Raw genomic sequence first — 25,681 nt, forward strand, 5'->3', positions numbered from 1 at the left:
ATCTAAATAAACAAATCTCTCAAGAAATATTCCCATCTGTTAATTGCACATGGCCCTCGTTCTTTAAATACTCCTATGTGGCTTAGTTGACTCATGAAATTCAGGCTTAGTCATAATTTTATGTATTTGTGAGTCTTTATATAAATTCGATCGGATAGTTGCAAAGGTAGTTGAAGTAGGGTTACTAAATACAGATCGTAGTGAATGAACGTGGATATTTTCATCCGGTTCAGGTTCCATTTTAGAAATTCTCTTAATTTCAAGGATGCTTTTTACAATATTCACTTCGTTATCAGGATCTATTTTTCTAAGAATATTTTTTAACTCATTAATATAGCGAGGAGAAGTATTATCTTCATTCTTAAATAATGGATCAGCTAATAAATTATAAACAGCTTCTATATTCGCACGTCGATGCAGAGGGTCAATTTTCATCACATTAAGATGTACTTTTGATAAAGAGGCATTCCACTCATTAGATGCGGGTTGGTTTAAGCTTTTTATATATTTTAGGCCATCGAGAAAAGTCATATGTGTTGCATTATATAGTTTCAATGATTTGTTTAATTTGAGGCAAAGCTCAGATGCGGATAACTTAAGTTGTTCTCCTTTGTTGGGATCAAAAAATGAATACGTATTATCCTGGTTCTTCTTTATTAGCATGGAGTGTCCCTCCATTTTCCCAAATGATTTAGTAAACGCCATAAATTTTATATAACAACCCACTTCAAGCTCATCTAATTTTTTAGCGAATAAAGTGGCATCCAGTTGTGTACTGTCCTTACTTACATCGGATGGAGAAAAAAGAGAGTAGGGATATTTATTTAATAGGTAGGCTTTTATTTTTTCAAGATTGCTACTGGTATCCAGAATGTGGCTACCTAAGACCCAGTCAGTGTTTAATTGATAAAGTCCTGCCAATAAATGAATATCATTTAAATTTTGGGGTAAGATTTCATTAAAATCACCTGAAGATTCACTCTGGGAAGATAACCCCATTAAATCTTCTCTGATTATATAATTACAAATTAATTCACAAAGACCTGAAAATTTTAGACGAGCCCTATTAAGTGCTTGATAATTATTATCTTCTCTTAGTTTTACAATAAAATCATCCTGATTGTAATGCTTTTTTACTTGGGTAGTAGGAGTGATGGAGCTATGTTCTCGTTCTTTTGCATCATAATGAGAAACAATTTTTTGGGTTAAAAAATCCAAAACATGTTTAATAGACTCCATATTTTCTTCATTTATCGAGTCATCTTCATCTCTATTTTTTTCAAGAATATCTCGTAATTTATTAAATAACGCAATTTCTTCTTCTAGGGCTGTAGTATTTATGTAATTTATTACAGCGGATGAGAGTCGCGGTTTAAGATCATTTAAAAGAGGAATTGCTTTAATATAAGTATCTATAAAATATAACAAATTTTGTTCCGGATTTTTATTTAGAGTGAACTCTTCTCCTAATTTGAACTTAATACGGTCTAGTGAGGAGTTATAAATAATTTCTAGTTGGCTCGGGCTCCAAATTCTTTTATCGTGATTATAAAAATCTTGTTTTATCTCTTTCAACACCCTAAACATTCCATGGAGATCATTTTGGGATTCCGCATTTTTTAAAAAAATAAGATAGGAGTTTTTTATTTGTTGATTCCTTTTTAGTAACTTTTCTATTTCTACGAAACTGTTATCTGAAATTTTTTCTTTGTCAAAATCAATCGAAGTAATGCTGATATTATGTTGCAAAAAGTCACCTAAACATTGAACTGAATCAAAATCATTTTCTGTTAAATCAAGATGGACCAGCGTATTATTTTGTTCAAGTGCTCCGCTCAAATGCTTTAATCCATTATTACTAATTCGATTTTTTCGTAAAACTAAAGTAGTCAGCGAGTTGTTATTTGGAAGGGTATTTGCCAAATTTTGAAGCGCTTCATCGCCCATGTAATTGGCAGTTAAGTTTAAGTATCTGATAGAAGAATTATTTTTAATTATTTCAGTAGCTAGTGGGTATATTTTAGAGTCAAGTCCATTTGAAGATAAATTCAAGTAAGTTAAGGACGGATGATTACTTAAAGCTTCTGCAAATGCCTGTAGCTTTTCTGGAGTAGAGGTATCTAATGCACAAGAGGAACAATCTAAATTCATTAGATTTTTATTCTTTTGTAAACCATCTGTTAAGTATTCTAAATTGTAACCACCCAATTGGCTCATGCTCAGGTCTAATTTTTTTAAAGACGTGCTTTCACTTAGAAGCTGAGTTAAGCCCGTATAAAATTGTAAAGAGCAATCTTTGACGTTAAGTTCTTGTATGAATTGATGTGTACTTAATATTTGGAATAAATAGTTTGTAATTCCTCCAATGTAACAACCCTCCAGATCTAGTTTTTTTAGACTTCTATTTTCTTGAAGAGCAAGAGTAATTGTATTTATTCCGACGTCGTCAATAGCAGTATAACTTAAATCAATTTCTTTTAATGTCGAGTTAGATTTTAAGAGGTTCGCGATATAAGGAGCTTCGGCATTTCCAATATAATTATTTCTTAAGCTTAAAGCTTTTAAATGTGAATTTTGAGATAAAGCAGTTGTTAAGAGCTTTATAAACTCGCCAGTTACTTTTTTTTGAGGTAGTTTTTGGCACCATAGATATTGAATTTTGGAGTTGTTTGCTAACGTTGGTATAGCCGATTGCCATACAGAAAAATCTTTTTCCAGAGCGGATAAATCAAGGGTGCAGTGCGTTTTTTGCAAATTTTGTGCTATTGGATCTTCATAAATATAGTATGAATAATAGCGTTGTAAGAGAGAATCAAAAAGCAATATTTGTGCAGTAAACATGGAGTTCTCAATGTATCAATTTAATTTAAAGTATAGAGTAATCTACTTGCTTTTATTGTATGAGAGCCGTTGCTGCACCTTTAGCAATGTGTCTGAGAGACCCTAAGGTCTCAAATTTGCAGTTTCTGAAAGAATCAAATCCATATCATTTTCCTCAGTCTGATCCTGAAAACTAATATCACAGACGTTGTCAGGTCTAAGAAGTGGATTATTAGGACAATTCTCACTGCTTGGCGAGTTAGTGTTGCTCATTGCAGGTTGTTCAGAAGAGGAAGATTTTAATTGAGCTAATAATTTCAAAGATCTTAAACTTGAATCGTCGGTCGTTGGGCTCACTATTGTTCCCCCAGTTTGAATATTGGTTGGAGACCCAGTCAATTTTGCAGCACCAAATCCTAATGCACCACTAATCAAAGCCAAACCACCTCCTAATGTTGCGGCAACAGCGACAGCGCCTAAAACGCCAACTCCAAAAGGAGCAAATACCCCGGTAGAAACTAACGCAACTCCAATGCCTACTCCAATTGCTAAGCCTGCAGCCGCGAATAACCCCATTAAAAATAGTTTTGGTTGTGTATTTATTTTCTTATCAGTTATGATTTCTTCTCTGATAATTTCTGAATTTAAATTGCAAGTGTGTTGAAGCCGCTCCTCAGCTTTAATCTGGGCTAAAACAGTTAATCCTTGGATAAGTTGCCTCATGGTCATGTTTTGATCAATTACGGCAATATGTGATGTACTTGTCGAAAGAGGTAAAGTCCTATCAGGAATAATCCCCCACAGATCGCGTAATAGTTCAGTAGGTATAGGTTTGCTTGCTTCTTTTAAAATGGCTTTCTTAGTTTCTTTAGAAAAAATATAAAATACATTATCTCTTTCATCGCTCTCCTCTGGAAAGATGTTATCTACAGCAAAACGAACTATTGCATCATGTACATTTGCACATTTTCTAGATTTAACGGTCAATGGGTGATTTTGAGATCTATCTATATAAAAAATATCTAAATTTATAAGAGATTGGCTTGCAGAGATGCCACACGCATTATCCCTAAACGCAGCTGCCGTGTTGTAAACAATTTGAGGTGTAACTGTAGCAAATACTTTTGCCGGAGAAACTTCTTTTACTTTGCCCTCTCTACCCGCTTTTAATATACTAAGAGCCGTGCTTGAGCAATTGTGAGTGTGCAAATCATATTCAAAACCAGAATCAACTATTTTCCTCATTTGCTCTAACATGCATGCAGCATTGAGCTCAAATTGACCTGAGCCTATGGGAAGTCGTACTTGTGAATCAGCAGGGCGGCCATAGCATAAATATTTATCTTCATTTTGGTAAAATAGTGTAGCCTCAGAATCATTTTTCGATATGATCGTGCGGTAAAATTCATATAATTTGGATAGTTCATCCCGTAAGTTTGCTATAAAGTTGTCAAAATTATTTTCTGCAACACCAGGATATAAAGCATCGATTTTTTCTTTAATTTCTTTAGATGTATTTGGATTATCACTATACCATGCAGCAAAGTCCTCAAAACTAGAAATTTTTGGGAGTGAATTTTGTATCTTTGTAATTTCAGCCAATCGTAAGCGGCATTTAGTATTTTCTTCCTTATTTTCTACCATGTCTTTTAATGGTATTAATTTATTTACTAATTCTTTAATTTCTTTCGTTGTATTTTCTTTAAACACTGATAATTGAGATAATAATTGATCCACTAAGATCTTGTTTTCTTTGGGTAATTCTAATCCTAGTCTTTTGGCAGCAAGAAAAATTGTTTTATTTTTAGGATGCTTCAGATCGATCTCGGAGGGATTACCTTCTAAGCCTGCTATTTTATTTTTAATTAATTCAGCTGTGTCTAGTAAATCCTCACAATTAGCAATAGCTTTTTTATTAAGTATGTACTTACCCTTAGCAGAAGAAAAATCAAGAGCACGACCATGTTCCGTTAATGAGCAAGAAGGAAATAAATTAATTACTCGCTTATGAGCTCGTCTTGCTACCAAATCTGCAGTTTCTAAATAATGTCTTTCTGTAGTGTGATGGCCGGCTCTCTCATAATTAGTATCGTCTGTATAAGTAGGGTTCAGATGAAACAATCTTCCATTATTAGAAGGTATGAAACTAAATCGAACTACATAGACACTCTCATAGGTCCCATCATTATTTAACTCAAACTTTGTAACACATGGGATTTTCGTTCCGGCTTGAACTTGGCAATATTTATTTATAAGTTGGGTATTTTCTTCATTGACAGGCAGTCTTAATTCAATCGATGCATGTCCAACATTTTCAGCACGATATTGAGTAGCTGCAAGCCTCCTAACACCAAAATGACTTTTACTATTAGTTCCCCATGTTTGCACGATAACAGAACCATTACCCATCATATTAACTCCACATAATTCATTACTCCTAATGATAATCTTTATGTGCAATTATTGGCCAATTGAATATTTTGATTTATCATATGAATTTAATTCATATTTCATTAGACACCATGGGTTATTTTAGAAGTTCTCAACTCGGCCAATAATTTCGGGTAAGATATGATAAACTTTCAGGATTAGGCCTACAGACTCAACCCTGAAAGTTTATCTAAACGATTTGAAGTGGCTGATAGATACACCTATACGTGCCGATTTTTGACGTCACATACCTCCAAATAGACCTTTGACCTGTATGCACAACATCATCAGGAGTTGGTTCTTGCTCACCATTGCCTAAAAGATTTTTTGGCAGGAGCGAATTTACTTAGGTTTAAATCGCGGAATTATACGGACTCACTTTTTTCTGATAAGAAAGATGCAATCTCGAATTTCGTCTCAATTTAGATAATTAAAACCTTAGCCCCTGGATTAGCTTTTACCCAATTAGCCACATACTCGATATAGTTGTTATTACCCACAGCAATACATCCACGCGTTGAGAAGGGTAAATTGTTTAGCCAACTAAACCTATTCGAGGACTGAGTTGGTCCATGGATCCCTACATCTCTACCTGTATATCCTGCTGCTCGTTGCTTTGTAGTTGGATAGAGAATTGGAATAAAGACTTTAAATTGGTTGGATTTTCTTGGATGAGCTAACCCATATAAACCAACTGGAGTTTTATTATCCCCTGCCTTTTTTTTACCAACACCTTTGTTTCCGAGTGCTACTTTAAAGGTTTTAATTACGGTGCCGTTTTTACAAATATTCAAAATTCGCTTTGTGGTGTGCACATTGATTCCGCTTGATAAAGGACAAGTTGCGGTACTTGCGAATAAAGCGACAGGAAATAAAATAGAGATCATTAAAGACATTGCTTTTATTTTCATATAAGTAGACTAATATTATCAAAAATGGCTAATAATTATTCCATAATATTGTCTTTATTCATAGAGGTTTGAGGTTAAATTTTCACCAACACACAGATTGAAAGCCTCATGGGGCGGTGCGTTCATGGGTTAATAAATTACAAGTTGTGAAACATCCTCATGTTTTGTGTTTTTCTACTATACTATTATTATTTAAAATTATTTAACGAGACATAAATGACTTTTGAAAAAACTTGGCAGCCAAATGTCCAGGATGTAGAAACCCTTGAAAAGCAAATAAAAAATGAAAGAGTTTCAGGAGGTTTAGTAGATGACAGTAATTTTATCAAAAATTGCGCAAAAATTGGTGCTTTTTTAATGGATGAAGAGGCTGTTCTGAAACAGCTTATAGAGTTAAACCGGAAAGTTTCAGAAGAGTTAAATAAAAAAAATTTAAACATTTCAGATAAAGGGGCTGTAAAAGTATTACGATCCTTCCTCGAAAAAGAGTTAGCTGAGGCTGGTTTTGCGACAGGCTTTTGTCAAACAAAAGGCAGTAAAGGTTTATCCAATAAAGATTTTCAATGGATACTTTCGCATGGCTTTTTATTTAAAGACAGCACCCTCAGAGGCCTGACCCATGGTGAATTCACACATGCATTACAATGGGTTTTAATTGTCTGGCAACAAAAAGCGACCCGTTTCTTACTAGGGGCCAATGAAAAAGAGGCTAATATTTCTGATATTTATAAAACCCTAGGCAGCCCAGATGCAAGAAACATGCGGAGTATTTGGAGCTTAATCGTTGATGAGGCACAAGATGAGTCTGTAAAATCGAGATCACCGGAATGGCTTTCTGATTATATTCATAAAAATAAAGAATCATTAGAAGTATTACAACAATTATTGGAAAAACGATTTAAAAAAGGACAAGAGGAAGGGATAGGGCATTTAGAGGGCAAAGAGTTGAGAACAGATCGCTATGAAGTAAATCAAGAAAGGCCTAATATTCTTGTACCAAAAAGTAAGTAGCCATCAACAAAAAAAGTTCTGATTACAGACCATGAAAATATCTTAATGTTGGTAATCAATTTATTGAGTAGACTTATTTTGTAACGATGAAAATCAAAGCATATTTCAAAGTCATACTGTTTTTTTTCAATTGAAAGAAACATCAAATATCTCTTAAACAGCGTAAAATCGGTATAACGAGCACAAAATGTCGTAGCCTAATTTGCAATATTTCTGATATTAGCCTCCATTCTCTTTACAAATACTTAAAGAAAAAAAGAAAATACTGAAAGATGAAAAATGAGACATGGATATCATTAAATGAATGGTACTAAAATGGGTACGGATTTTATGCGTAATTATATTATTATGGGAGGCGGCCCCATAGGGTGTTATTTAGCTTATACTTTATTGAGTCAAAAAAATGCGCGTGTTTTTATACTTGAAGGTCGTACTTTTGAACGGCCACAAGTTATTCGTATTCCTTTCTGCGTTGCTAAAAATTTACCTGAATATGTAAAAAATATAATGTGGGCTGATGAAGAAACACGCTTACGAATATTTAATACACATCAAGCAGATGATGAAAATTTTTGGCCAAAGCCAGGTTATCCTTATTGGCCATGGATCAATATTGGTTTATTTCAAGAAAGTATGATAAATTTTCTTCAAAATAATAACGAATATAAAAATCGATTCTTTTTCATTCCTGTTTACTTCGAGCTCGAGACAATAAATTACCAATCACAAATAAAAAAAATACTTTCAATAAATCATTCAGAAATTATAGAAAATATAACTGCAATTTATTGTACTTGCGGGACCTATGCAAAATCGTTAAGAAGCGAATTAAATCTTCTCGATGGGAAAATATCTGAGCCAAAAGGTCATGGTGTTTATTTAATCTATCAAAATAAAAGAATAGAGAATTACCTGAGAAACTCTAATCCTATTTTATATACTAAATTAGGTGAAAATGGTGTTTCATATGCTGCATCTAATAATTGCAACTATGATGTTCAACTATATACTTATCCATCTGGTGAATTATCTTCTGTATTAAATGAAATACCAGATGAGTTTATTCAACGTGCAAAATATAACTCTTTATCTAATCGACTTAATATGACTGGAGGAGGGTTATCTGAAAATTCAAAAAAATGGTTAGAAAAATATAAAAAAGCAGTTATTAATCAAACAAATAAATATGGAATTAAACTACCAACCGATTTAGAAAAAATAGAAATCTTCTATGCCTCTCGTTGCGAATATTATTGGAATCAGACTGCAATAAAAATTTTATGGCAAAAAGAATTTCATGTTCCTATATTTTTTCTTGGAGATAGTGCCGGAAGTACTGATTATAAATTTGGTTTGAGCGTTGGGCGTGGATTTTTAGCTGTCGATGGGTTAATCAATTCAATGCAAGAATATCATTATGATTTTGATGAAATTGCTTCAAATTATCAAAGTTATTGGAATAAGATAATATCTTGTGAATTTAACAAAGGACCTTTGTTGCCATTAGAACCATGGATTCAATATCAATATTTAATAAAAGGAAGAGTGGTGGAATTCCACAATAATAAACGTATTCACTATACTGGTAATGAACAATATGAAATTTATTTAGATGAGTATCAAAATCTTTCAACCGATTTTTCAAAAACCAGCGAAACGAGTTCTATTTTATTTATTAACACGAAAGCGATAAAGAAAAATATCGAAAATATCATTTCTTTTGGTAAACATTGCTCACATTCAAAAATAATTGGGGTGATAAAAAGTAATGGTTACGGATTAGGCTCCAAATTAGTTTCAGATTTAGCGATAGAAGCAGGTATTGATTTTTTAGCTGTTGCTAAATTGCAAGAAGCAATCACACTGCGAAACTCTGGGATTCCTAGCTCTGTTCGTCTCATGACTTTTGAAGCTCCTATGATATATGATCTTAGTACCTATGCAGCTAATCAAATTGAAGTTATTTTACCTTCTAGTAAAAATGCAGCATCTATAAAAATGATTGCAAAATGGCTGCAAAATAAGCATCGCATTTTGGGAAGGTTAAAAGTCCATATCATGGTTGATACTGGTTTACGTCGAGATGGTGGCTATGAGAGTAATGTACCTGATTCAGTGATGGAAACTATTTCAAAACTACAGCTTCTTGATCCTCATCAAGTGGAGTTTGCAGGATTGGCTACTCATTTAGCTTGTTATCGTTGCACAGATTATAATGGAGATGAAATTATTAATTTTCGTTCTCTACAATTCCATAGATTGAAAGAAGTTATAAAATTTCTTTTTTTAGAAAACATTCATATACCTTTGATCCACATTGGCGGGGGACTTGCACTTCTTGCTGAGAAATGGCCGTTGCAGTTTGAAAAATTTTCAAAAGAATTTAATGTGAGATTATACACAAGAGTGGGGCATGGGCTTTATGGCATGGAGCTTGAAAAGGATTTACATTTTGATAGTCCTAGACTTCGCCCAGTCGTGCAAATGGATTTACAAGTACGCAATGTTTTTTATGTTGAGGAAGGGGAGCCTGTATCTTACGGTGGTTACTGGCGTGCGCCTAAAGATGGTGCTTGGATAGCTACCCTTGCAGGGGGATGGGCTGAAGGAGTACCGCGAACAGCTCAGACACTCGGAGAATGGCAACATGGGATGATGGTCTGTATCAATAATCAGCAATATCCTATCGTTGGAAAAATTAACATGAATGCAATGATGGTACATTTGGGATCTTTGACAAAAGTGAAACCAGGAGATAGGGCAATTATTTTTGGATGGAGAGATCATGAACCCAAGTTGAATGATTTGGCACAACTAAGTGGTCAAATTGCTCCATCTATTATGGTTAATGTGCCATCTTCAATGCCACGAGTAGCCGTATCAGAGTAAGCCTTATGAATAGGGAGTTTTTTGTAAGAGGTTTAGCCATAAGGGAATTGGACAAAAGTATATTAAGAAAGCATATAACCTGGCGATAGCCAAGCACCGATTCAGAGAAATGGCTTTCATATTCTAATTCATTGATATCCATGAATATATTAAGTATTCTATTGGCCCATCATTCAAATTATACGGATACAATAAAATGATAACAAAAGCGTTTTTTGCAGTAGTAGCTTTGGTATCTACCTCAAGCTTTGCTGTTTCATCAATTCATATTGATAATGTGTCGTTAGCTAAAGAATGTGATAATTTAGCTCTAAAAATCGCCGAAGTAAAAATTCAGGAAACTGATAAAACGTGCCAATCCAATCTTGATGTGGCAGAAAATAAGGTACTAATTTCGGGCAAATATATCCTTCAAACACAATATTTATTAGCCTCTTACAGTTTGGCAGGGGCAACTGTATATTTAAACGATAGCCACACTCACATGTGCACAAATTATCCCTCGCTTCAGAAGCTGAAACTGGCGTTAGAGCCAATTAAAGACAAAATTGCTGGTTTAGATTGAAATAAATCGTCAGAAAAAAGTGTTTATAAAAGGATTTGGCAACAATTAGGATAATAAATCAGAAATTGATGATCCACATGCCTTATTGTTTATTCCAGATCCTTAACTAAACCCAAATACCTGCGTTGATACATACGGCGGAATATTTTTTTGTTGGTTTAGGAACCAACACGACTGGTGATTCATACCTCGGCATCATTAATGCCATCTTTCATGCAAACAGTAGTTTTTTGTTAGTATTTCGAACAATAGCTAATTTTTGTTTTGGGGCTTATGACGCAATCAAAGAGGTTAAAATGGAACGGCAGGCTTCTTGAGTCATTTAAGAAAAGCTTAGGCATAAGAGCTAGTAAGCCTAACTCCCAAAAAAAACCGCCGTTGGTGTTTCTATTACAACAAAACTCTTTTATAAGTTAATTTGATATCCATAACTCGATTTTAACTGCTCCTCAGACTGTTTTTCTGATTGGAAAAATTTAAATTGATGCACATTATCTGCTAAAAACCATTTAGCTAAAATATCACAATCAGTTTTCAAGTCTTTCATCGCCAGCGTTTTTAACCCTTGTCTAATTAGCCCTTGAGCTTCCAGAGGGATAATTTTACACCCCAGGGCTAGATCTTTATCATTTTGAAGCAAATACTCCTGAATCACATGCAATTGTTTTTCAATTTCAGCAGCATCTTCAAGATTATAAAGTTCTGAGCAAATTGCCATTAACCTCATACCATGAATACGATGTTGCAAGCCTTTGCCAATCGTGTTGACAATATCGTCACACCAATTGTCAAACTGATACTGTTTCTCAGTAAATTGACCACCAAGCCTTACCATCAAGCCCATTAAAGCAGTATATTTTTCTTCTTCTGTAAAATGGATTAATGTACTCAACAATGTATTATGAACATTCACTAGAGTTGCTTTTAGTGTTTCCTCTGCTTTATCTGCAATATGTCTCAATGCATCAAAAAACTCATGGTAGTTAATGAGGTACTGATAATCTCTTAATGCATTGCTGGGGGGAAAGCGATCATGATAAACAGTATTTAAAATATTTCGTCTTGCAAAAAATGATAAAATCTTAATTTGACCTAATTCATCTAAAGCCCAATCGTGATCAATTTTATAAAGATTTTTTTTATTCAATACAATATTACCAAGATGTAAATCCCAATCCGAAACTAAAAAACTCGTGGCAATAATATGACAAAATTCTGTTAAAAATTGACTCTCTTCTTTATCATTTTCATTTTGAAATTTCGAAAATAATTGTTCACTTTGAAATAGGGAATTTCGGGAAGTAATAAAATCTAGATGTCTAGGAACTATAGTTTTTAAATTAGCCAAAAATGGTTGAGTTAAAAACACACAGCCCTTATTTGAGCAAACAGTTTGAGTCGGTAATATGTTTGAACAAAGTGGATGAGCAATAGTGCTTGCAATCGTGCTTGCTAAAATATCTTCTAAATGCTTAGGTTTTTTAAAAATAAATTGCTCTTGTTTTTGATTTTCGTATATGGCTGCATTTTTAATATGAGGAGGTGTAGGTTGTAAGGTATATCCTTCAAATTGAAGATATTTGAAATGTAACGGAAGAGTAGATCCATCAGATACAATAGGCTTTTGAAATATACTTAGCCATTTATTCACCAGTGGTTCTGATATGAAAGACATTAGAACCACTTCTGAAAATGTTTTGGCAATGATAAGGCCTTCACTGGGAGACTCAAAAGTATTGATTTCATACAGGGACTTTAATTCTAAATACAGATTGAAAATTTTATTTAATGCAATAAAGCTTTTTTTATCTAATTTTTGTTCTAATCCTTCCTTTATCTGAGATAAAATTTCAGCGGCATTTGCCCTTAATACAACTTTTACAAATGTTTCTGCAGCAAAATCAGTGATCTTAGTTAAAGATTCTTCATTCAAATTAACAACAATATCATGAAAAATTGTCCAGTTATCAATAGAGATAAGATTAGAAATATCTTTTATAAACTCATTTTTAAGTTCATCCCAGTTAAAATGGCTTACATACTCAGGCTCAATCTCTTGAATTTTGTCAAAAAACTGATTTAATAAGACATTACATCTATTGATAAACTCATATTTTCTATAGGCAAAAAAATACAGATAAGTGATTTTTGCTTTCTGCATGATATATTCAAACATTCTACTCTCCTGTAAAGCTCATCCCTTAAATTACAAAAAATCATTTGCAATAACCATGGTGTTAATTATATTTTGAGTATGCACCTTTATTGATCTCTATATTTTTGAAATTAGCATAAAATAAATATATAAATCAATAATATATTATTCATTACCACACGATCAAAATAGTCAATCAATTAGTTAACTTTGATATTTCAACATTCATTATTTGGTTTTTAAGATTAATTTTTTTCTCATCATTGAGATCACGATATACAGCATTGATGGCTCTATCTATTTTTTTATCCTGATATAATTGATACTCTTTTAAATTTTACCTATGGGTAGAATATATAAAGGTTCTTCTTTAATATCCAAGATTGTCTTAACTTGATTTGCATCAAACGCACCAATCGAAACAGTGCCAAGATGTAACGATACAGCTTGCAAATAAATATTTTGTGCGGCATGGCCTGCCTCCATGAAAACAAATTTCTTCCCTTCATCGCCATATTTATTTGTTGTTCGAGAAAATACAGCCGTTATTACAATATCAGCTGCCCCTAATTGGATAGCCTCCTGCTCAAATGCTGCATTAGTCAGTTGACTCCTTACATCATTATTTTTTAATTTTTGTAATACATGTTTAGCTGGTATGTAGTGGTATATGCCTGGGGGTAATTTATCTATGTTTCCACTGACTAAATAAACCTCCAAGGGATAAAGAGCTCCTGCTGAGGGACTCGTACGAAAGCCATTTTTAGAGCTCACACCTTGTGAAGCCCAGAGTAATTGAGCAACTTGTTGTAACGTTAGTACTTCACTTTTATACTGTCTTACCGAACGACGTTTTTTTAATACTTCTTCAATTGAACTCTTGCTGGTATATGCTGGACCAGGTAATTTTATTTCAGTTGAAGGTTGAGATTGCGGAATTATTTTAGGTTCTTTTATCAAGGTTCTCGGTATTACAATCAAGAAAAAACAAATTAGAACCATTACTATCAAGAGAGGTATCTTTTTGCGGTGCAAAAATTCCATTTGTTATTTCCTGATGTAGATATTTCATCGAAATATATTAATTTTGAATGCATCCTTTAACTTTTAGCAAGAAGGATAAGTAAATTTATTATAGTTAAATCATAATAAAATAATGAATAACCCATAATAAAAAACAAACTTCTCTCCGCTAAATAAGGATGAGTTTTCCGAAACGGTATTTGGCAAATAGATACTACCAGTTATGGGGTTAGAACTTGTAAAGTAGTCTCTGATGCTCAGGTTCTCTTTTAGCTAATAAAGGTAGTTCTTTGTTGGGAAAGCATTCCTCATAAACTCTTATTAATTGAGCTGCACATTGATTGATTTCATTGTTGTTTTCATCATATAGATCGTCTATATACAGGTATGAACGAAATTTAAATTTATTAATCTGAGTTATACAAAAAAAACCTTTCCAAGAGTCATCATAGTATTCAAAAACAATTTGAAAGTTATTAGATTCACAGTAATATCGAGAGCCACGCGACAAAGTTTTTTCTGTATAACCTAATTTATCAGTGATTGCAAATATAAGAATTTCCCAATCAATATCTTTTCTTGTTGTATGAACTGAATTATTATCTACTACATTATACATGTTTTTCTTCCAATCCACGTTTCCTTTGTTAAGAATTGAACTATCAAAAAAGCGAAGATAATTCTCTTTAATTTTATTCATAACCAGTGTTGTCCTTCAATTAAAAAAACATAGAGGTCAATTTTAATTCAAAGTGGAAATTGTACAACTATCAAAAATTGATAGGATCAGATTTTGATTTTGATAAGACTTATTGAAGCTCTTTATGAGTTGCAAAGTAAATTGGTAGTTCACATGAGATAAAAATTATGGAGCAAGTTTAGGGTATTAACAAGCGAGTTATCATGTAACCCATTGGTTTTATATTAATTATTAAATTTTTCCATCCTTTAGAAATACATGCTACCCAATGATTCCAGGCAAAAAATTACCAAAGGTGACTAAACGGTCTCAAGAATAGGTAGAAGAAATCATTAGCTTGGTTCAATCATCGCTTCTTTCTTAAGGATTAGCCTTTTGTGATTGGCTGCTTTAATCTTGCCTCATGCATACTCAAGGCGTTGATCGAACACAAAATTACGATTTCTAATTTCAGACGTCTTGTCACTCATCAGGGATTTGTCCACGCTTTGTTCGTGTTGCTCGCCAGTACCTAGACGATTGTTTGACGGAGTCTAATTTATCTATGCCATTTATGATAGGGTTCCTCTTTAAATCTTCAAGGCTATAGACTAAACAGAAGAGCTGTCTTCGGTCACGCACGTCTGCTGAAAACTCAGAAATAAAGACCGTATTATGAGGCAATGGCATGCACTAGCAGTATACGAAGTCAAAGTGGTCCTTACAAAATAATAAATGAAAAGGAGTTTAAATAAACTTATAGATGCTGAATCAGTACATTGGTATTCCATATTAGCGCGACAATTTATAAATTTTTAATTTTAATTCTTAATAATAGCAACCATTCTATCATTGTATCTTTCTGATAAAATTGAGGCGTTTAAAGCTGTTCCAGGATTCATCCCGGAGTTAAGAACAGAGGCTACTCTGAGAGCATTAAAAAATGCTCTCACCTAAATGGTCTATTATAAGTAATCACAAAGAGCAAATTTTCGATGTTAAAAATCTTATTCCTGATGATGGTGTTGTTCTGAAAGCAGATAATACTGTACCCACGATATAAGACTAATCGAGCAGGTGAATCCTATCATTAATGAAGCTCCTCTAACTGGCGAATTAGTCTCTGTAGAGAAACATATAAATCCATTACCAGAAGAAACTCCAATATCTCATCAACGAAATAGGGCATTCATGGGCACTAATATTGTTAATGCGCATGGGTATCGCTATAGGTATGGCACAGAATTAGGGTATGTCTCACAACTAACAAATACGATTACCTGAACTGTATAAAAGTTTGCGTCACAAACTTGTAGCAGCACAACAGTGCTTTTGTTTGCAATAAGGGAAAAATTGAATTAACTAGTAACAATGCACATGCATGATATAAAAAGGAGATAACTCAATAAATAATCCACGATTCATACATTCTTTTAGCAATTGGAAGATCAGAGTTATATTGTTTCATTAGTGATGTATAACTCCAAGTATAAAATGCTAATCCATCGTCCCTTAGAATGATTGTATCCATTTGCTTGAACTCTTTATTCTTATATTTGTAAGTGAATAATAAATATTCCCCATGAAATCTTTTAGGATTTTGAGGTAGTTCCATCACCCCTTGATCTAATAATTTGGGTTCTGTGGTATTCTTAAAAACCAGTGTTTTTAAATCATCTTTTAATTCTTGAATGGTTGAATATTGACCTTTATTCTTTTTTGTTAAAAGAGTACGTATAGTAATCGTTGTATGATAAGAATCAGAGCTTTTTTTACCTTTAAAGAGAACTGTTCCTTTCCCTGATTTAATATACTCCCAGTTATTCGGGTATTTAAGTGAGTATCTATTGGCTTTATTATCGAAATCGATCCATGTGGATTCCTGAGGTGTTAACGAGCTTGAAGGCTTGAGCACATTATGATCTATATCTATTCCTGCTCCCGTATAACTTACCTTAATGTTTAAAATTTTCCATACCCCATCTTCCCATATTAAACGATATTCCACCGGTGTTTTTGCACCATCTTTCGCAGTCAATGTTCCTTTCACAAAGCCCACATTATTTTCAATAATTCGTTCGTTAAAAAATGCACCCTTGTTATTTTTAATGAAGGATACTGATCGATAAATTTTTTAAAATCAGAAAGGGAGGTCGCTTTTTGGAAATCTTTTGAAGTATAGGAGTATGCTTTTTCAATATCACCTGTCTTTAATGCGTTGAGTTGATGATTAATGGAGTAAATCAAGCCACTTGTAAGGAGTAATACGATTATAAATATCGTACCAACAAACACTAATAACCAAGCAAAAACAGCCCCCATTACCAGTAGTGCTTTTTTAAATGAAGATGGATTTTGGGTGAGTTGAATCGAGTTCCCGTTTTTATCTTCAAATTTGTTAGTAACTATCAGGATTAAATCTACTAAATACCAAATACCGAGTCCTCCTAATGTAATGAGCATAAGTAAGCCAGTATATATTTTTCCTACATAGATTCGGTGAATACCGATAACCCCTAAAAATAATCCTAAAATAAGCACTAGAAGAGGTGATTTCTGATGGATTTCTTGGTTAGGATATGACTTTTTTATCTGAGGAAAAGAGGAGTTAGTTTCTACTGGTGCTCCACATTTACTGCAAAACTGAGCATCTTCTGTCAGGTTATTTCCACAATGTCTACAAAATTTTGATGCATCCATGCTTATTCTCCAATTTGGACAAGCCTCAGAATGTCAGGGCATAGAGCGAAATGTTAATAAACCTTATTTTTATAATAGATTAAATTTTAATAAACTCAATAGACCATGCTAAGGTTGAGTTTAGCAGGTAGTAATAGGGAGTGCAGGGGATGAAGTAGTCTTTATCCTGGTTCTTTAATTTATGACGGGGCCTTAATTAAAAAATGATATTTAACCAGAAAATAATTATTCTTTATAACTATAATATTAGGTGACTAAAGGATTAATTACTTGATGAATTGAGGTTATTCAATAAGTGATGGTTGCTGCTCAAATCAATACTATAATTAAAGAAAATTGGTAGATTCTGAGGACAATTATGAAAAAGAAAGACAGGGAAAATGAATACAGGGGTATTATTTCAATTATTATCATTGTAGTTATTGCTATTATTCTTGTTTATTATTATTCACATTACTCTTCTGTATCTAATGAAGCTCAAAAACCTAATATACCTGTAGAGGCACCTGCTCCTCCAGCGGAGAATACTGGCGGAATTTAATTAACTCATCTTGAATGAAAGAAGAGTATCCCACTGTCTTCATTGGATAAAGAAACGAGATTCTTGGTATCTTAATTAAAATAAGTCGGGAAACTAAATGTGAGTGCTTGTGGGAGTGCATTTAATTTTTAGGGAGAAAACTTATCCTATATCGAACCATTAATTTTTTTGTTGATCTCAATAAACCCAGATCAAGTTGAAGTATTACACCTAAGATGAAGGTGCAAATTAACTAGCCTAAAATGCGAAATTAGCCAAGTCTTCGGGTTAATAAATCGTTACCGTTGTCCTTATCTTTACCCACCTCCTTGTCACTATCTTTATCTCTTTCCTGAGTTTGCAATGATGTGCTTGTTAAAGTAGATCTTTCAGATCTAGTACTGGAAAGAGGGCTGCTTAAGGTAGTGCTTCCAGATGGTGTTGATAGGTTTATGTTATCCTCAGCTAAATAATCATCTAAAGACTTATCTATTTTATCGATAACTTTATTGTATAACTCAATACTCTTATCGCTTATTTCTGAAGCTTTACGACTGAAAAAATCTCGGGCTGATTTAAATGCTTCTTCTGCAGTATTTTTTAATCCTGGCCAACCGGTATCTTTGGTCCATTGGGCGGCATTACTTAATGCATCGCGGGTACCTTCGTAGGCCGAAATGGCGGCTTTTTTAACTGCGGGCCAGCCGGTATCTTTAGTCCATTGGGCGGCATTACTCAATGCATCGCGGGTACCCTCGTAGGCGGAAATGGCGGCTTTTTTAACTGCGGGCCAACCGGTATCTTTGGTCCATTGGGCGGCATGACTTAATGCATCGCGGGTACCCTCGTAGGCCGAAATGGCGGCTTTTTTAAGTGCAGGCCAACCGGTATCTTTGGTCCATTGGGCAGCATTACTTAATGCATCGCGGGTACCCTCATAGGCCGAAATGGCGGCTTTTTTAACTGCGGGCCAACCGGTATCTTTAGTCCATTGGGCGGCATGACTTAATGCATCGCGGGTACCCTCATAGGCGGAAATGGCGGCTGTTTTAAGTGCAGGCCAACCAGTATCTTTGGTCCATTTAGCAGCAACACCTACAGCAATAAAAGGAGCGGCAATCACGGCCCCAGCTACTGCCGCAGTTGCTATTCCTGCTTTTTTAACTGCGGGCCAACCGGTATCTTTAGTCCATTGGGCAGCATTACTTAATGCATCGCGGGTACCCTCATAGGCCGAAATGGCGGCTTTTTTAACTGCGGGCCAACCGGTATCTTTAGTCCATTGGGCAGCATTACTTAATGCATCGCGGGTACCCTCGTAGGCCGAAATGGCGGCTTTTTTAACTGCGGGCCAACCGGTATCTTTAGTCCATTGGGCAGCATTACTTAATGCATCGCGGGTACTCTCGTAGGCCGAAATGGCGGCTTTTTTAACTGTGGGCCAACCGGTATCTTTAGTCCATTGGGCAGCATTACTTAATGCATCGCGGGTACCCTCATAGGCCGAAATGGCGGCTTTTTTAACTGCGGGCCAACCGGTATCTTTAGTCCATTGGGCAGCATTACTTAATGCATCGCGGGTACCCTCATAGGCCGAAATGGCGGCTTTTTTAACTGTGGGCCAACCGGTATCTTTGGTCCATTGGGCAGCATTATTTAATGCATCGCGGGTACCCTCGTAGGCGGAAATGGCGGCTTTTTTAAGTGCAGGCCAACCGGTATCTTTGGTCCATTTAGCAGCAACACCTACAGCAATAAAAGGAGCGGCAATCACGGCCCCAGCTACTGCCGCAGTTGCTATTCCTGCTTTTTTAACTGCGGGCCAACCGGTATCTTTAGTCCATTGGGCAGCATTACTTAATGCATCGCGGGTACCCTCATAGGCCGAAATGGCGGCTTTTTTAACTGCGGGCCAACCGGTATCTTTAGTCCATTGGGCGGCATGACTTAATGCATCGCGGGTACCCTCATAGGCGGAAATGGCGGCTTTTTTAACTGTGGGCCAACCGGTATCTTTAGTCCATTGGGCAGCATTACTTAATGCATCGCGGGTACCCTCATAGGCCGAAATGGCGGCTTTTTTAACTGCGGGCCAACCGGTATCTTTAGTCCATTGGGCGGCATGACTTAATGCATCGCGGGTACCCTCATAGGCCGAAATGGCGGCTTTTTTAACTGCGGGCCAACCGGTATCTTTAGTCCATTGGGCAGCATGACTTAATGCATCGCGGGTACCCTCGTAGGCCGAAATGGCGGCTTTTTTAACTGCGGGCCAACCGGTATCTTTGGTCCATTTAGCAGCAACACCTACAGCAATAAAAGGAGCGGCAATCACGGCCCCAGCTACTGCCGCAGTTGCTATTCCTGCTTTTTTAACTGCGGGCCAACCGGTATCTTTAGTCCATTGGGCAGCATTACTTAATGCATCGCGGGTACCCTCATAGGCCGAAATGGCGGCTTTTTTAACTGTGGGCCAACCGGTATCTTTAGTCCATTGGGCAGCATTACTTAATGCATCGCGGGTACCCTCATAGGCCGAAATGGCGGCTTTTTTAACTGCGGGCCAACCGGTATCTTTAGTCCATTGGGCGGCATGACTTAATGCATCGCGGGTACCCTCATAGGCGGAAATGGCGGCTGTTTTAAGTGCAGGCCAACCAGTATCTTTGGTCCATTTAGCAGCAACACCTACAGCAATAAAAGGAGCGGCAATCACGGCCCCAGCTACTGCCGCAGTTGCTATTCCTGCTTTTTTAACTGCGGGCCAACCGGTATCTTTAGTCCATTGGGCAGCATTACTTAATGCATCGCGGGTACCCTCATAGGCCGAAATGGCGGCTTTTTTAACTGCGGGCCAACCGGTATCTTTAGTCCATTGGGCAGCATTACTTAATGCATCGCGGGTACCCTCGTAGGCCGAAATGGCGGCTTTTTTAACTGTGGGCCAACCGGTATCTTTAGTCCATTGGGCAGCATTACTTAATGCATCGCGGGTACCCTCGTAGGCCGAAATGGCGGCTTTTTTAACTGCGGGCCAACCGGTATCTTTGGTCCATTTAGCAGCAACACCTACAGCAATAAAAGGAGCGGCAATCACGGCCCCAGCTACTGCCGCAGTTGCTATTCCTGCTTTTTTAACTGCGGGCCAACCAGTATCTTTGGTCCATTGGGCAGCATTACTTAATGCATCGCGGGTACCCTCATAGGCCGAAATGGCGGCTTTTTTAACTGCGGGCCAACCGGTATCTTTAGTCCATTGGGCAGCATTACTTAATGCATCGCGGGTACCCTCGTAGGCCGAAATGGCGGCTTTTTTAACTGCGGGCCAACCGGTATCTTTGGTCCATTTAGCAGCAACACCTACAGCAATAAAAGGAGCGGCAATCACGGCCCCAGCTACTGCCGCAGTTGCTATTCCTGCTTTTTTAACTGCGGGCCAACCAGTATCTTTGGTCCATTGGGCAGCATGACTCAATGCATCGCGGGTACCCTCATAGGCCGAAATGGCGGCTTTTTTAACTGCGGGCCAACCGGTATCTTTGGTCCATTGAGCAGCATTACTTAATGCATCGATCGTTCCCTCATAAGCTGTATTGGCTGCATTGCCTAAAGCGATCATTGGGGATGTCAGAGCTGCTCTTGCGGCCATTCCTGCCTTATTTGCAGCTCGTGCTACTTTGTTCCAATCAAGCTTTTTTACGGTAGGCATGGTAACACTCCCATCTAACTCTTGTATTGGCAGGCTAAATCATGGGATTTGAGTTGCCATAATGCCATAAATAGATATGCGCTCATGACATGGTCTCTGCTTAGCTGGCTAATTTGGCAATATCCTCCTGAATTAAGGCGATATCGGCGAGCAGATCGACGGCCTGATTTTTCTTTTCTTTGGTCATTTCTTCTATATTGATGATACGCAATCCCGTGCTTAACCCATAAAGAGCGCTTGAAAGGACATTGATGAACTCTTCAATATCGTCTGCATTTGGATTTAGATTTTCAGTTGCAATGGAAGATAATCGTTTTCTTGATTTTTTTAAATCTATGTTCATTTCTGTATTTTGATCTAATTGTTCCAGCTGTTCGATTGTTGTAATTAATTTAGGAATGAAAGCACTGATTTTTTTGTATTTAGATACATCTTGGGGATCTACATGAGTCTCTTGCTCAGTGGTATTCATCTCATTACTTGAAGTCTGATTGATTGTTCCCATTGCATTTAATTCGATATCTGAATTCATGAGGAATCTCCTACACGCATAAGTTAAGTATTAAGTTATGTATTAAAATACACCAATACAATTAAAAATAAATCAATTATTATTAATAGTAGTTATCAATAAATAGAATATCAAGACAATCTCACTGCAAAACGATCCAATAAACGAGAACATGCTGATCGAATTGAAGTAAAGTGTTTTAAGGACTTGGTTTCATTGAGTAAGAGTCTTGGTGCTTAGGAAGATGGCGTCACTAGAAAGTGTGATTTTAGTAAATTTAATGGAGTCACAGAAGGCTTACATAGCATAATGAAATTTATTTAGCTAAAAATTTATGGCCTGAGGAATTAAAGAGTCTATATTCTCTAAATGTAATTTATTGATTTTTTTATGATTGATAAACAATAAAACTGTCGTGTCCAAACACCAAACCTCTAAGACAGTTAAAAACTGTTTTCCAGGCTTTAGTAAATTCTGAAGAGAGGAGCGAACCAGGAATTTAAAAGTACTAAGAGTATTGCAAAGAGGTTTACCTCCTAACATGGAAGTACTTGAAATTTTTACTAAATATAAAGAATCCACTGAATATAAAAATTCAGAAGAAAAATATCAAGATTTAATGAAACATCAAGATGTTTGGATAAACCGATTAAGATGCCATATTTTTTTAAATACAAAAACCCTCAAAAGAAGGTCTTTAGAAGAGAGTCAGGATAAAAGTAGATTGGCAGAAGAATATTTAGAACAGTTCATTGAATCTCTAAAGAAATGTCAATATAAAAATTTTTACTTAAAACTTGATGCAAATTTCTTATATTCACCACCTTATCCTAAGAGAAAAGAATATATCCGTAGAATCTAGCCTTTACTAGCAGAAAAAGGAGTTTCTTTCGATTCCTTTCTGCCTTTATGGAGATAACTACAGGCAACTAAGACAACATGTATTGTTTTTTACTATTTCGGCACAGTCTAAAATAAATCAAGAACGTGGTGATTCAGTGCCACATTTTGGCGAAAAAGTGACTCTTATGAACTGAGGTTAGTTATTGGAAATGATTCTGATGATTCAATAGCCTGTGCCTTTTACAATAGTGATTGTTGTTAGGCAATAGACAAATTTTTTCTTAGAGCCGATGTTGTTTAAACCTTTGAGGTTGACTCTGATGCTCAGTTCATTAGAGTCTGAAATTCTATATTTATCTTATGTCATCTTTTCACCTCAACGGCAGAATATTCCTCCATATATTTCTCACCATTGACTCCATAGTAAACGACTTCGCGTCCAACAAAATCTACATTATAGCTAACCACTCCGGCATTCCAGGCAGACTGTAAAAATTCGGGGAAGGTACTTTTACCTTCTTGATCGGCTCTAATTGCTGCAATGAGTGCAGTTCGATCGAATTTCGGAACTTTGTGGGTACCCGTGACAAGAGGAGGACCCAGTTGAAGGACTGCGCCTTCATTCATAATATAAATTGATTGACAAGAAGGCAACGCCCAGTAATTCGTTGTAACGCCAGCCTGTCGCAGGACCTCTGCAAGTACCGGAAATCCTCCAATCTTTGGACGAATGGATATTGCATACTTTTGTGCTTCTGTTAGTTTTTCTATAATTTGATTCATTGTTGTTCTCCTTTTTTATTCGATAGGGTTTTTATTGAGCTCATGTAAATCAGCCAGTTTACTCAAGATTTCAAAGAGATTTTTTCTCTCTGGTGATGTTAATACTGAAAAAAAATGGGTGTCGTTTTCGTCAGCAATAGCAGCTAGTTTTGGTATAAGCTTGATTGCCTTTGCAGTGAGTTTTATCTCTTGATATCGGCGATCTCTTATTGCCTCCATACGACTAACAAGGTTCTTCGCCAACAGTCGGTCTATAAGTTTTGAGACGGCTCCACGTGTTAGCCCAGTGATGGCTGCAACAGCACTTGGTGAAGTCGTGATTTCTCCCGAGTACATCTCCCGTAAAATAACCCACTCAGCGACTGTTACTTCGCTTGCCGCAAGCTTGCGTGCAAATGAATGAGAGACTGCGTTTGAGACGACTCGCATTCGATAACCAATATGCGACTTTAATTGACTAGGTTCGATTTTTTTCTTTTTTTCCATGTTTTTACCTTTTGAAATTCACTTTAGTTTACTAAGAAATAGTTTCAAAGGAAACTATTTGGAAGATATTTTTATTTAATTAGTGAATCAGATCACTCATTTGGATGCTTGGTTCAGTGGACGAATATCGTGATGCTGTAGCTAGTAGGAAATGCTTAATCCTGTAGGGCTGGGTCGGCAAATCTTTCTTGTTCGCACCCCAGAGTGAAGTAGGATTTAGCGGCGCTTATCCTGCATTCTGGAAACATAGGCTACACTCGAAAGAAATGCCATGGTAGGGTAGTAAAGTGGATGAAACGCTTGGGCATGCATTGGTATCAATTTATCGACGACGTTTACGTGGGGTGTAGTTTTCTTGGGCCATAGTTACTCTTAATGGACGTCCTTCCAGCACTTTACCATTCATATCTAGAGAGGATTGAGCTTCTTGTTGCGAGCTAAAGGTTATAAAGCCAAAATCTTTGATGTGACCAGTAAAGCGATCTTTAATTAAAAGAAGTTCGGCTATCTTACCATATTTAGCAAATTTTTCTTGTAGCGTCTCTTCAGTAATTCCAAAGGGTAAGTTGCCTACGTAAATTTTATTTTGCCTCACTGTCGTGTCCTCCAAGAACCACTACAACTACAGAGAGATATAGTGGTAAATAATATGAACCACTTAAATTAAAGAGCTACTATATTTTGTGCTTGAAGACCTTTTGCTCCTTGCGTCACAATGAATTGTACTCGCTGACCTTCTGTGAGGGTTTTAAAACCAGAACTTAAAATTTCTTTAAAGTGAGCAAATACATCCGGCCCTGCTTCTTGCTCAATAAAACCAAATCCTTTAGATTCGTTAAACCATTTAACGACTCCGTTTACTGTTTTAGACATAAGTATCCTTAAGTGTTTATTATAATGCCCGTATAGGCGAATTTAGCCGGAAACCGGTCAAGAATTAAAAACTACAGAACGAGGGATTAAATGAATAAAACGACGATTTGGAGAGTATAAAATAGACATTTTCTAGCTGAGACCATAATACTATTCTTTAGGTTAAAAGTCAAGCTTATTGTAGGGTGTGCTGTTTAAACATGGTCACTTGAACTATTTATGCTATACTCAATCAAAGGACTGTATAAACATATTATTTTCTTATTTTCTTATTTTCTTATTTTCCTTAATCATATTATACCTTTCTTAGTTTGTACTTATCGTGCGCCTATTGAATTTCATATCGAGAATAAACTGTTTACTTATACTGCAAAAATATATTTTGATAAGATTGAAATTAATCAGTCCTCTGGAAATAATTTAGACTCTCTTTTTATTTGGATGCTCACTCAGCAGAAGGGGGAATTTGGTAATTACAATGGCCAAATTACTAATAACAAAACGAATCAGATAGAAAAGGAATTTCGAACCAGTTCTTATTAATAGGGCACTCTTTTTTAATTTTTGTACAGCGGTGCATGTTGTTTGTAGACAATACCCCTTTAAATGAGTGTATTGTTTAAATATTTACCCTTTTAGGGTAAAAGAATTATTCATCAATATATATAGGGAATTTTTGAGCGTTTTCCTTTACTGTATTTATAAACAATTGACGGCCTTCTTTATCAGAGAAACTATTAATACTAATTAATTTTTGGGTGCATGATGGGCAG

Annotated in this window: 20 protein-coding genes; 6 read left to right on the forward strand and 14 right to left on the reverse strand. The window is 35.8% G+C overall.

Going from position 1 to position 25,681, the window contains the following annotated elements; translation table 11 throughout:
- Positions 1 to 63 precede the first annotated feature (63 nt).
- The 3 genes from EL220_RS07600 to EL220_RS07610 form a co-directional block, all read right to left on the reverse strand.
- Complete coding sequence (locus tag EL220_RS07600; protein ID WP_027271969.1) at positions 64 to 2,841, reverse strand: leucine-rich repeat domain-containing protein; 2,778 nt, start codon at positions 2,839 to 2,841, stop codon at positions 64 to 66.
- 102 nt (positions 2,842 to 2,943) lie between these two features.
- The gene (locus tag EL220_RS07605) at positions 2,944 to 5,232 is read right to left on the reverse strand and encodes a hypothetical protein (protein WP_051544772.1); all 2,289 of its coding nucleotides are present in this window, start codon (positions 5,230 to 5,232) and stop codon (positions 2,944 to 2,946) included.
- 440 nt (positions 5,233 to 5,672) lie between these two features.
- A complete protein-coding gene (locus tag EL220_RS07610; RefSeq protein ID WP_027271968.1) occupies positions 5,673 to 6,161 on the reverse strand; it encodes a L,D-transpeptidase family protein in 489 nt (162 codons plus the stop codon).
- Between the two features lie 216 nt (positions 6,162 to 6,377).
- On the opposite strand from EL220_RS07610, the gene EL220_RS07615 reads away from it, so the two are divergent.
- The 3 genes from EL220_RS07615 to EL220_RS07625 all read left to right on the forward strand — a co-directional run bounded on the left by EL220_RS07615 (position 6,378) and on the right by EL220_RS07625 (position 10,626).
- Entirely contained in the window at positions 6,378 to 7,172 is a 795-nt protein-coding gene (locus tag EL220_RS07615; RefSeq protein WP_051544771.1) for a LirA/MavJ family T4SS effector, read from the forward strand.
- Positions 7,173 to 7,472: 300 nt separating this feature from the next.
- On the forward strand, positions 7,473 to 10,061 hold the full coding sequence (alr, locus tag EL220_RS07620) for an alanine racemase (RefSeq protein ID WP_027271966.1): 2,589 nt from the start codon (positions 7,473 to 7,475) through the stop codon (positions 10,059 to 10,061).
- A gap of 196 nt (positions 10,062 to 10,257) precedes the next feature.
- Positions 10,258 to 10,626 carry a hypothetical protein gene (locus EL220_RS07625; RefSeq protein WP_027271965.1) on the forward strand — a complete coding sequence of 123 codons (369 nt, stop codon included), beginning with the start codon at positions 10,258 to 10,260 and terminating at the stop codon, positions 10,624 to 10,626.
- 406 nt (positions 10,627 to 11,032) lie between these two features.
- Here EL220_RS07625 and EL220_RS07630 read toward each other — a convergent pair whose 3' ends face one another.
- The 3 genes from EL220_RS07630 to EL220_RS07640 form a co-directional block, all read right to left on the reverse strand.
- A complete protein-coding gene (locus tag EL220_RS07630; RefSeq protein ID WP_027271964.1) occupies positions 11,033 to 12,802 on the reverse strand; it encodes a hypothetical protein in 1,770 nt (589 codons plus the stop codon).
- A 309-nt stretch (positions 12,803 to 13,111) separates the two neighbouring features.
- Positions 13,112 to 13,825, reverse strand: coding sequence for a SagB/ThcOx family dehydrogenase (locus EL220_RS07635; protein WP_027271963.1), 714 nt, complete (start codon positions 13,823 to 13,825; stop codon positions 13,112 to 13,114).
- 208 nt (positions 13,826 to 14,033) lie between these two features.
- Complete coding sequence (locus EL220_RS07640) at positions 14,034 to 14,504, reverse strand: hypothetical protein (protein WP_027271962.1); 471 nt, start codon at positions 14,502 to 14,504, stop codon at positions 14,034 to 14,036.
- 1,056 nt (positions 14,505 to 15,560) lie between these two features.
- On the opposite strand from EL220_RS07640, the gene EL220_RS07655 reads away from it, so the two are divergent.
- Entirely contained in the window at positions 15,561 to 15,767 is a 207-nt protein-coding gene (locus EL220_RS07655; RefSeq protein ID WP_162162577.1) for a hypothetical protein, read from the forward strand.
- Between the two features lie 118 nt (positions 15,768 to 15,885).
- On the opposite strand, the gene EL220_RS18800 is transcribed toward EL220_RS07655, so the two are convergent.
- Positions 15,886 to 16,533 (reverse strand): PsbP-related protein, encoded by a 648-nt coding sequence (locus EL220_RS18800; protein WP_232002696.1) that lies wholly within the window; start codon positions 16,531 to 16,533, stop codon positions 15,886 to 15,888.
- The gene (locus EL220_RS18805; protein ID WP_232002697.1) at positions 16,530 to 17,183 is read right to left on the reverse strand and encodes a TM2 domain-containing protein; all 654 of its coding nucleotides are present in this window, start codon (positions 17,181 to 17,183) and stop codon (positions 16,530 to 16,532) included. Before EL220_RS18805 ends, EL220_RS18800 begins: the two co-directional genes overlap by 4 nt.
- Before the next feature lie 358 nt (positions 17,184 to 17,541).
- On the opposite strand from EL220_RS18805, the gene EL220_RS07665 reads away from it, so the two are divergent.
- Positions 17,542 to 17,724, forward strand: coding sequence for a hypothetical protein (locus EL220_RS07665; protein WP_027271961.1), 183 nt, complete (start codon positions 17,542 to 17,544; stop codon positions 17,722 to 17,724).
- A 250-nt stretch (positions 17,725 to 17,974) separates the two neighbouring features.
- Here the strand turns inward: EL220_RS07665 and EL220_RS07670 are convergent, their stop codons facing one another.
- Positions 17,975 to 21,412: a hypothetical protein gene (locus EL220_RS07670; RefSeq protein ID WP_128130854.1), complete on the reverse strand. Its 3,438-nt coding sequence runs from the start codon at positions 21,410 to 21,412 to the stop codon at positions 17,975 to 17,977.
- Between the two features lie 100 nt (positions 21,413 to 21,512).
- Positions 21,513 to 21,944 (reverse strand): hypothetical protein, encoded by a 432-nt coding sequence (locus tag EL220_RS07675; RefSeq protein WP_027272234.1) that lies wholly within the window; start codon positions 21,942 to 21,944, stop codon positions 21,513 to 21,515.
- A gap of 520 nt (positions 21,945 to 22,464) precedes the next feature.
- On the opposite strand from EL220_RS07675, the gene EL220_RS07680 reads away from it, so the two are divergent.
- Positions 22,465 to 22,785, forward strand: coding sequence for a hypothetical protein (locus EL220_RS07680; protein WP_027272236.1), 321 nt, complete (start codon positions 22,465 to 22,467; stop codon positions 22,783 to 22,785).
- Between the two features lie 344 nt (positions 22,786 to 23,129).
- Here EL220_RS07680 and EL220_RS07685 read toward each other — a convergent pair whose 3' ends face one another.
- The 4 genes from EL220_RS07685 to EL220_RS07700 form a co-directional block, all read right to left on the reverse strand.
- A complete protein-coding gene (locus tag EL220_RS07685; RefSeq protein ID WP_027272237.1) occupies positions 23,130 to 23,549 on the reverse strand; it encodes a DUF1398 family protein in 420 nt (139 codons plus the stop codon).
- Positions 23,550 to 23,564: 15 nt separating this feature from the next.
- On the reverse strand, positions 23,565 to 24,035 hold the full coding sequence (locus EL220_RS07690) for a MarR family winged helix-turn-helix transcriptional regulator (RefSeq protein ID WP_027272238.1): 471 nt from the start codon (positions 24,033 to 24,035) through the stop codon (positions 23,565 to 23,567).
- A 322-nt stretch (positions 24,036 to 24,357) separates the two neighbouring features.
- Positions 24,358 to 24,630, reverse strand: coding sequence for an RNA recognition motif domain-containing protein (locus tag EL220_RS07695; protein ID WP_027272239.1), 273 nt, complete (start codon positions 24,628 to 24,630; stop codon positions 24,358 to 24,360).
- A gap of 68 nt (positions 24,631 to 24,698) precedes the next feature.
- Positions 24,699 to 24,908 carry a cold-shock protein gene (locus tag EL220_RS07700; protein WP_027272240.1) on the reverse strand — a complete coding sequence of 70 codons (210 nt, stop codon included), beginning with the start codon at positions 24,906 to 24,908 and terminating at the stop codon, positions 24,699 to 24,701.
- Positions 24,909 to 25,681 lie beyond the last annotated feature (773 nt).

This window comes from Legionella sainthelensi, assembly GCF_900637685.1.
Classification (GTDB): domain Bacteria; phylum Pseudomonadota; class Gammaproteobacteria; order Legionellales; family Legionellaceae; genus Legionella; species Legionella sainthelensi.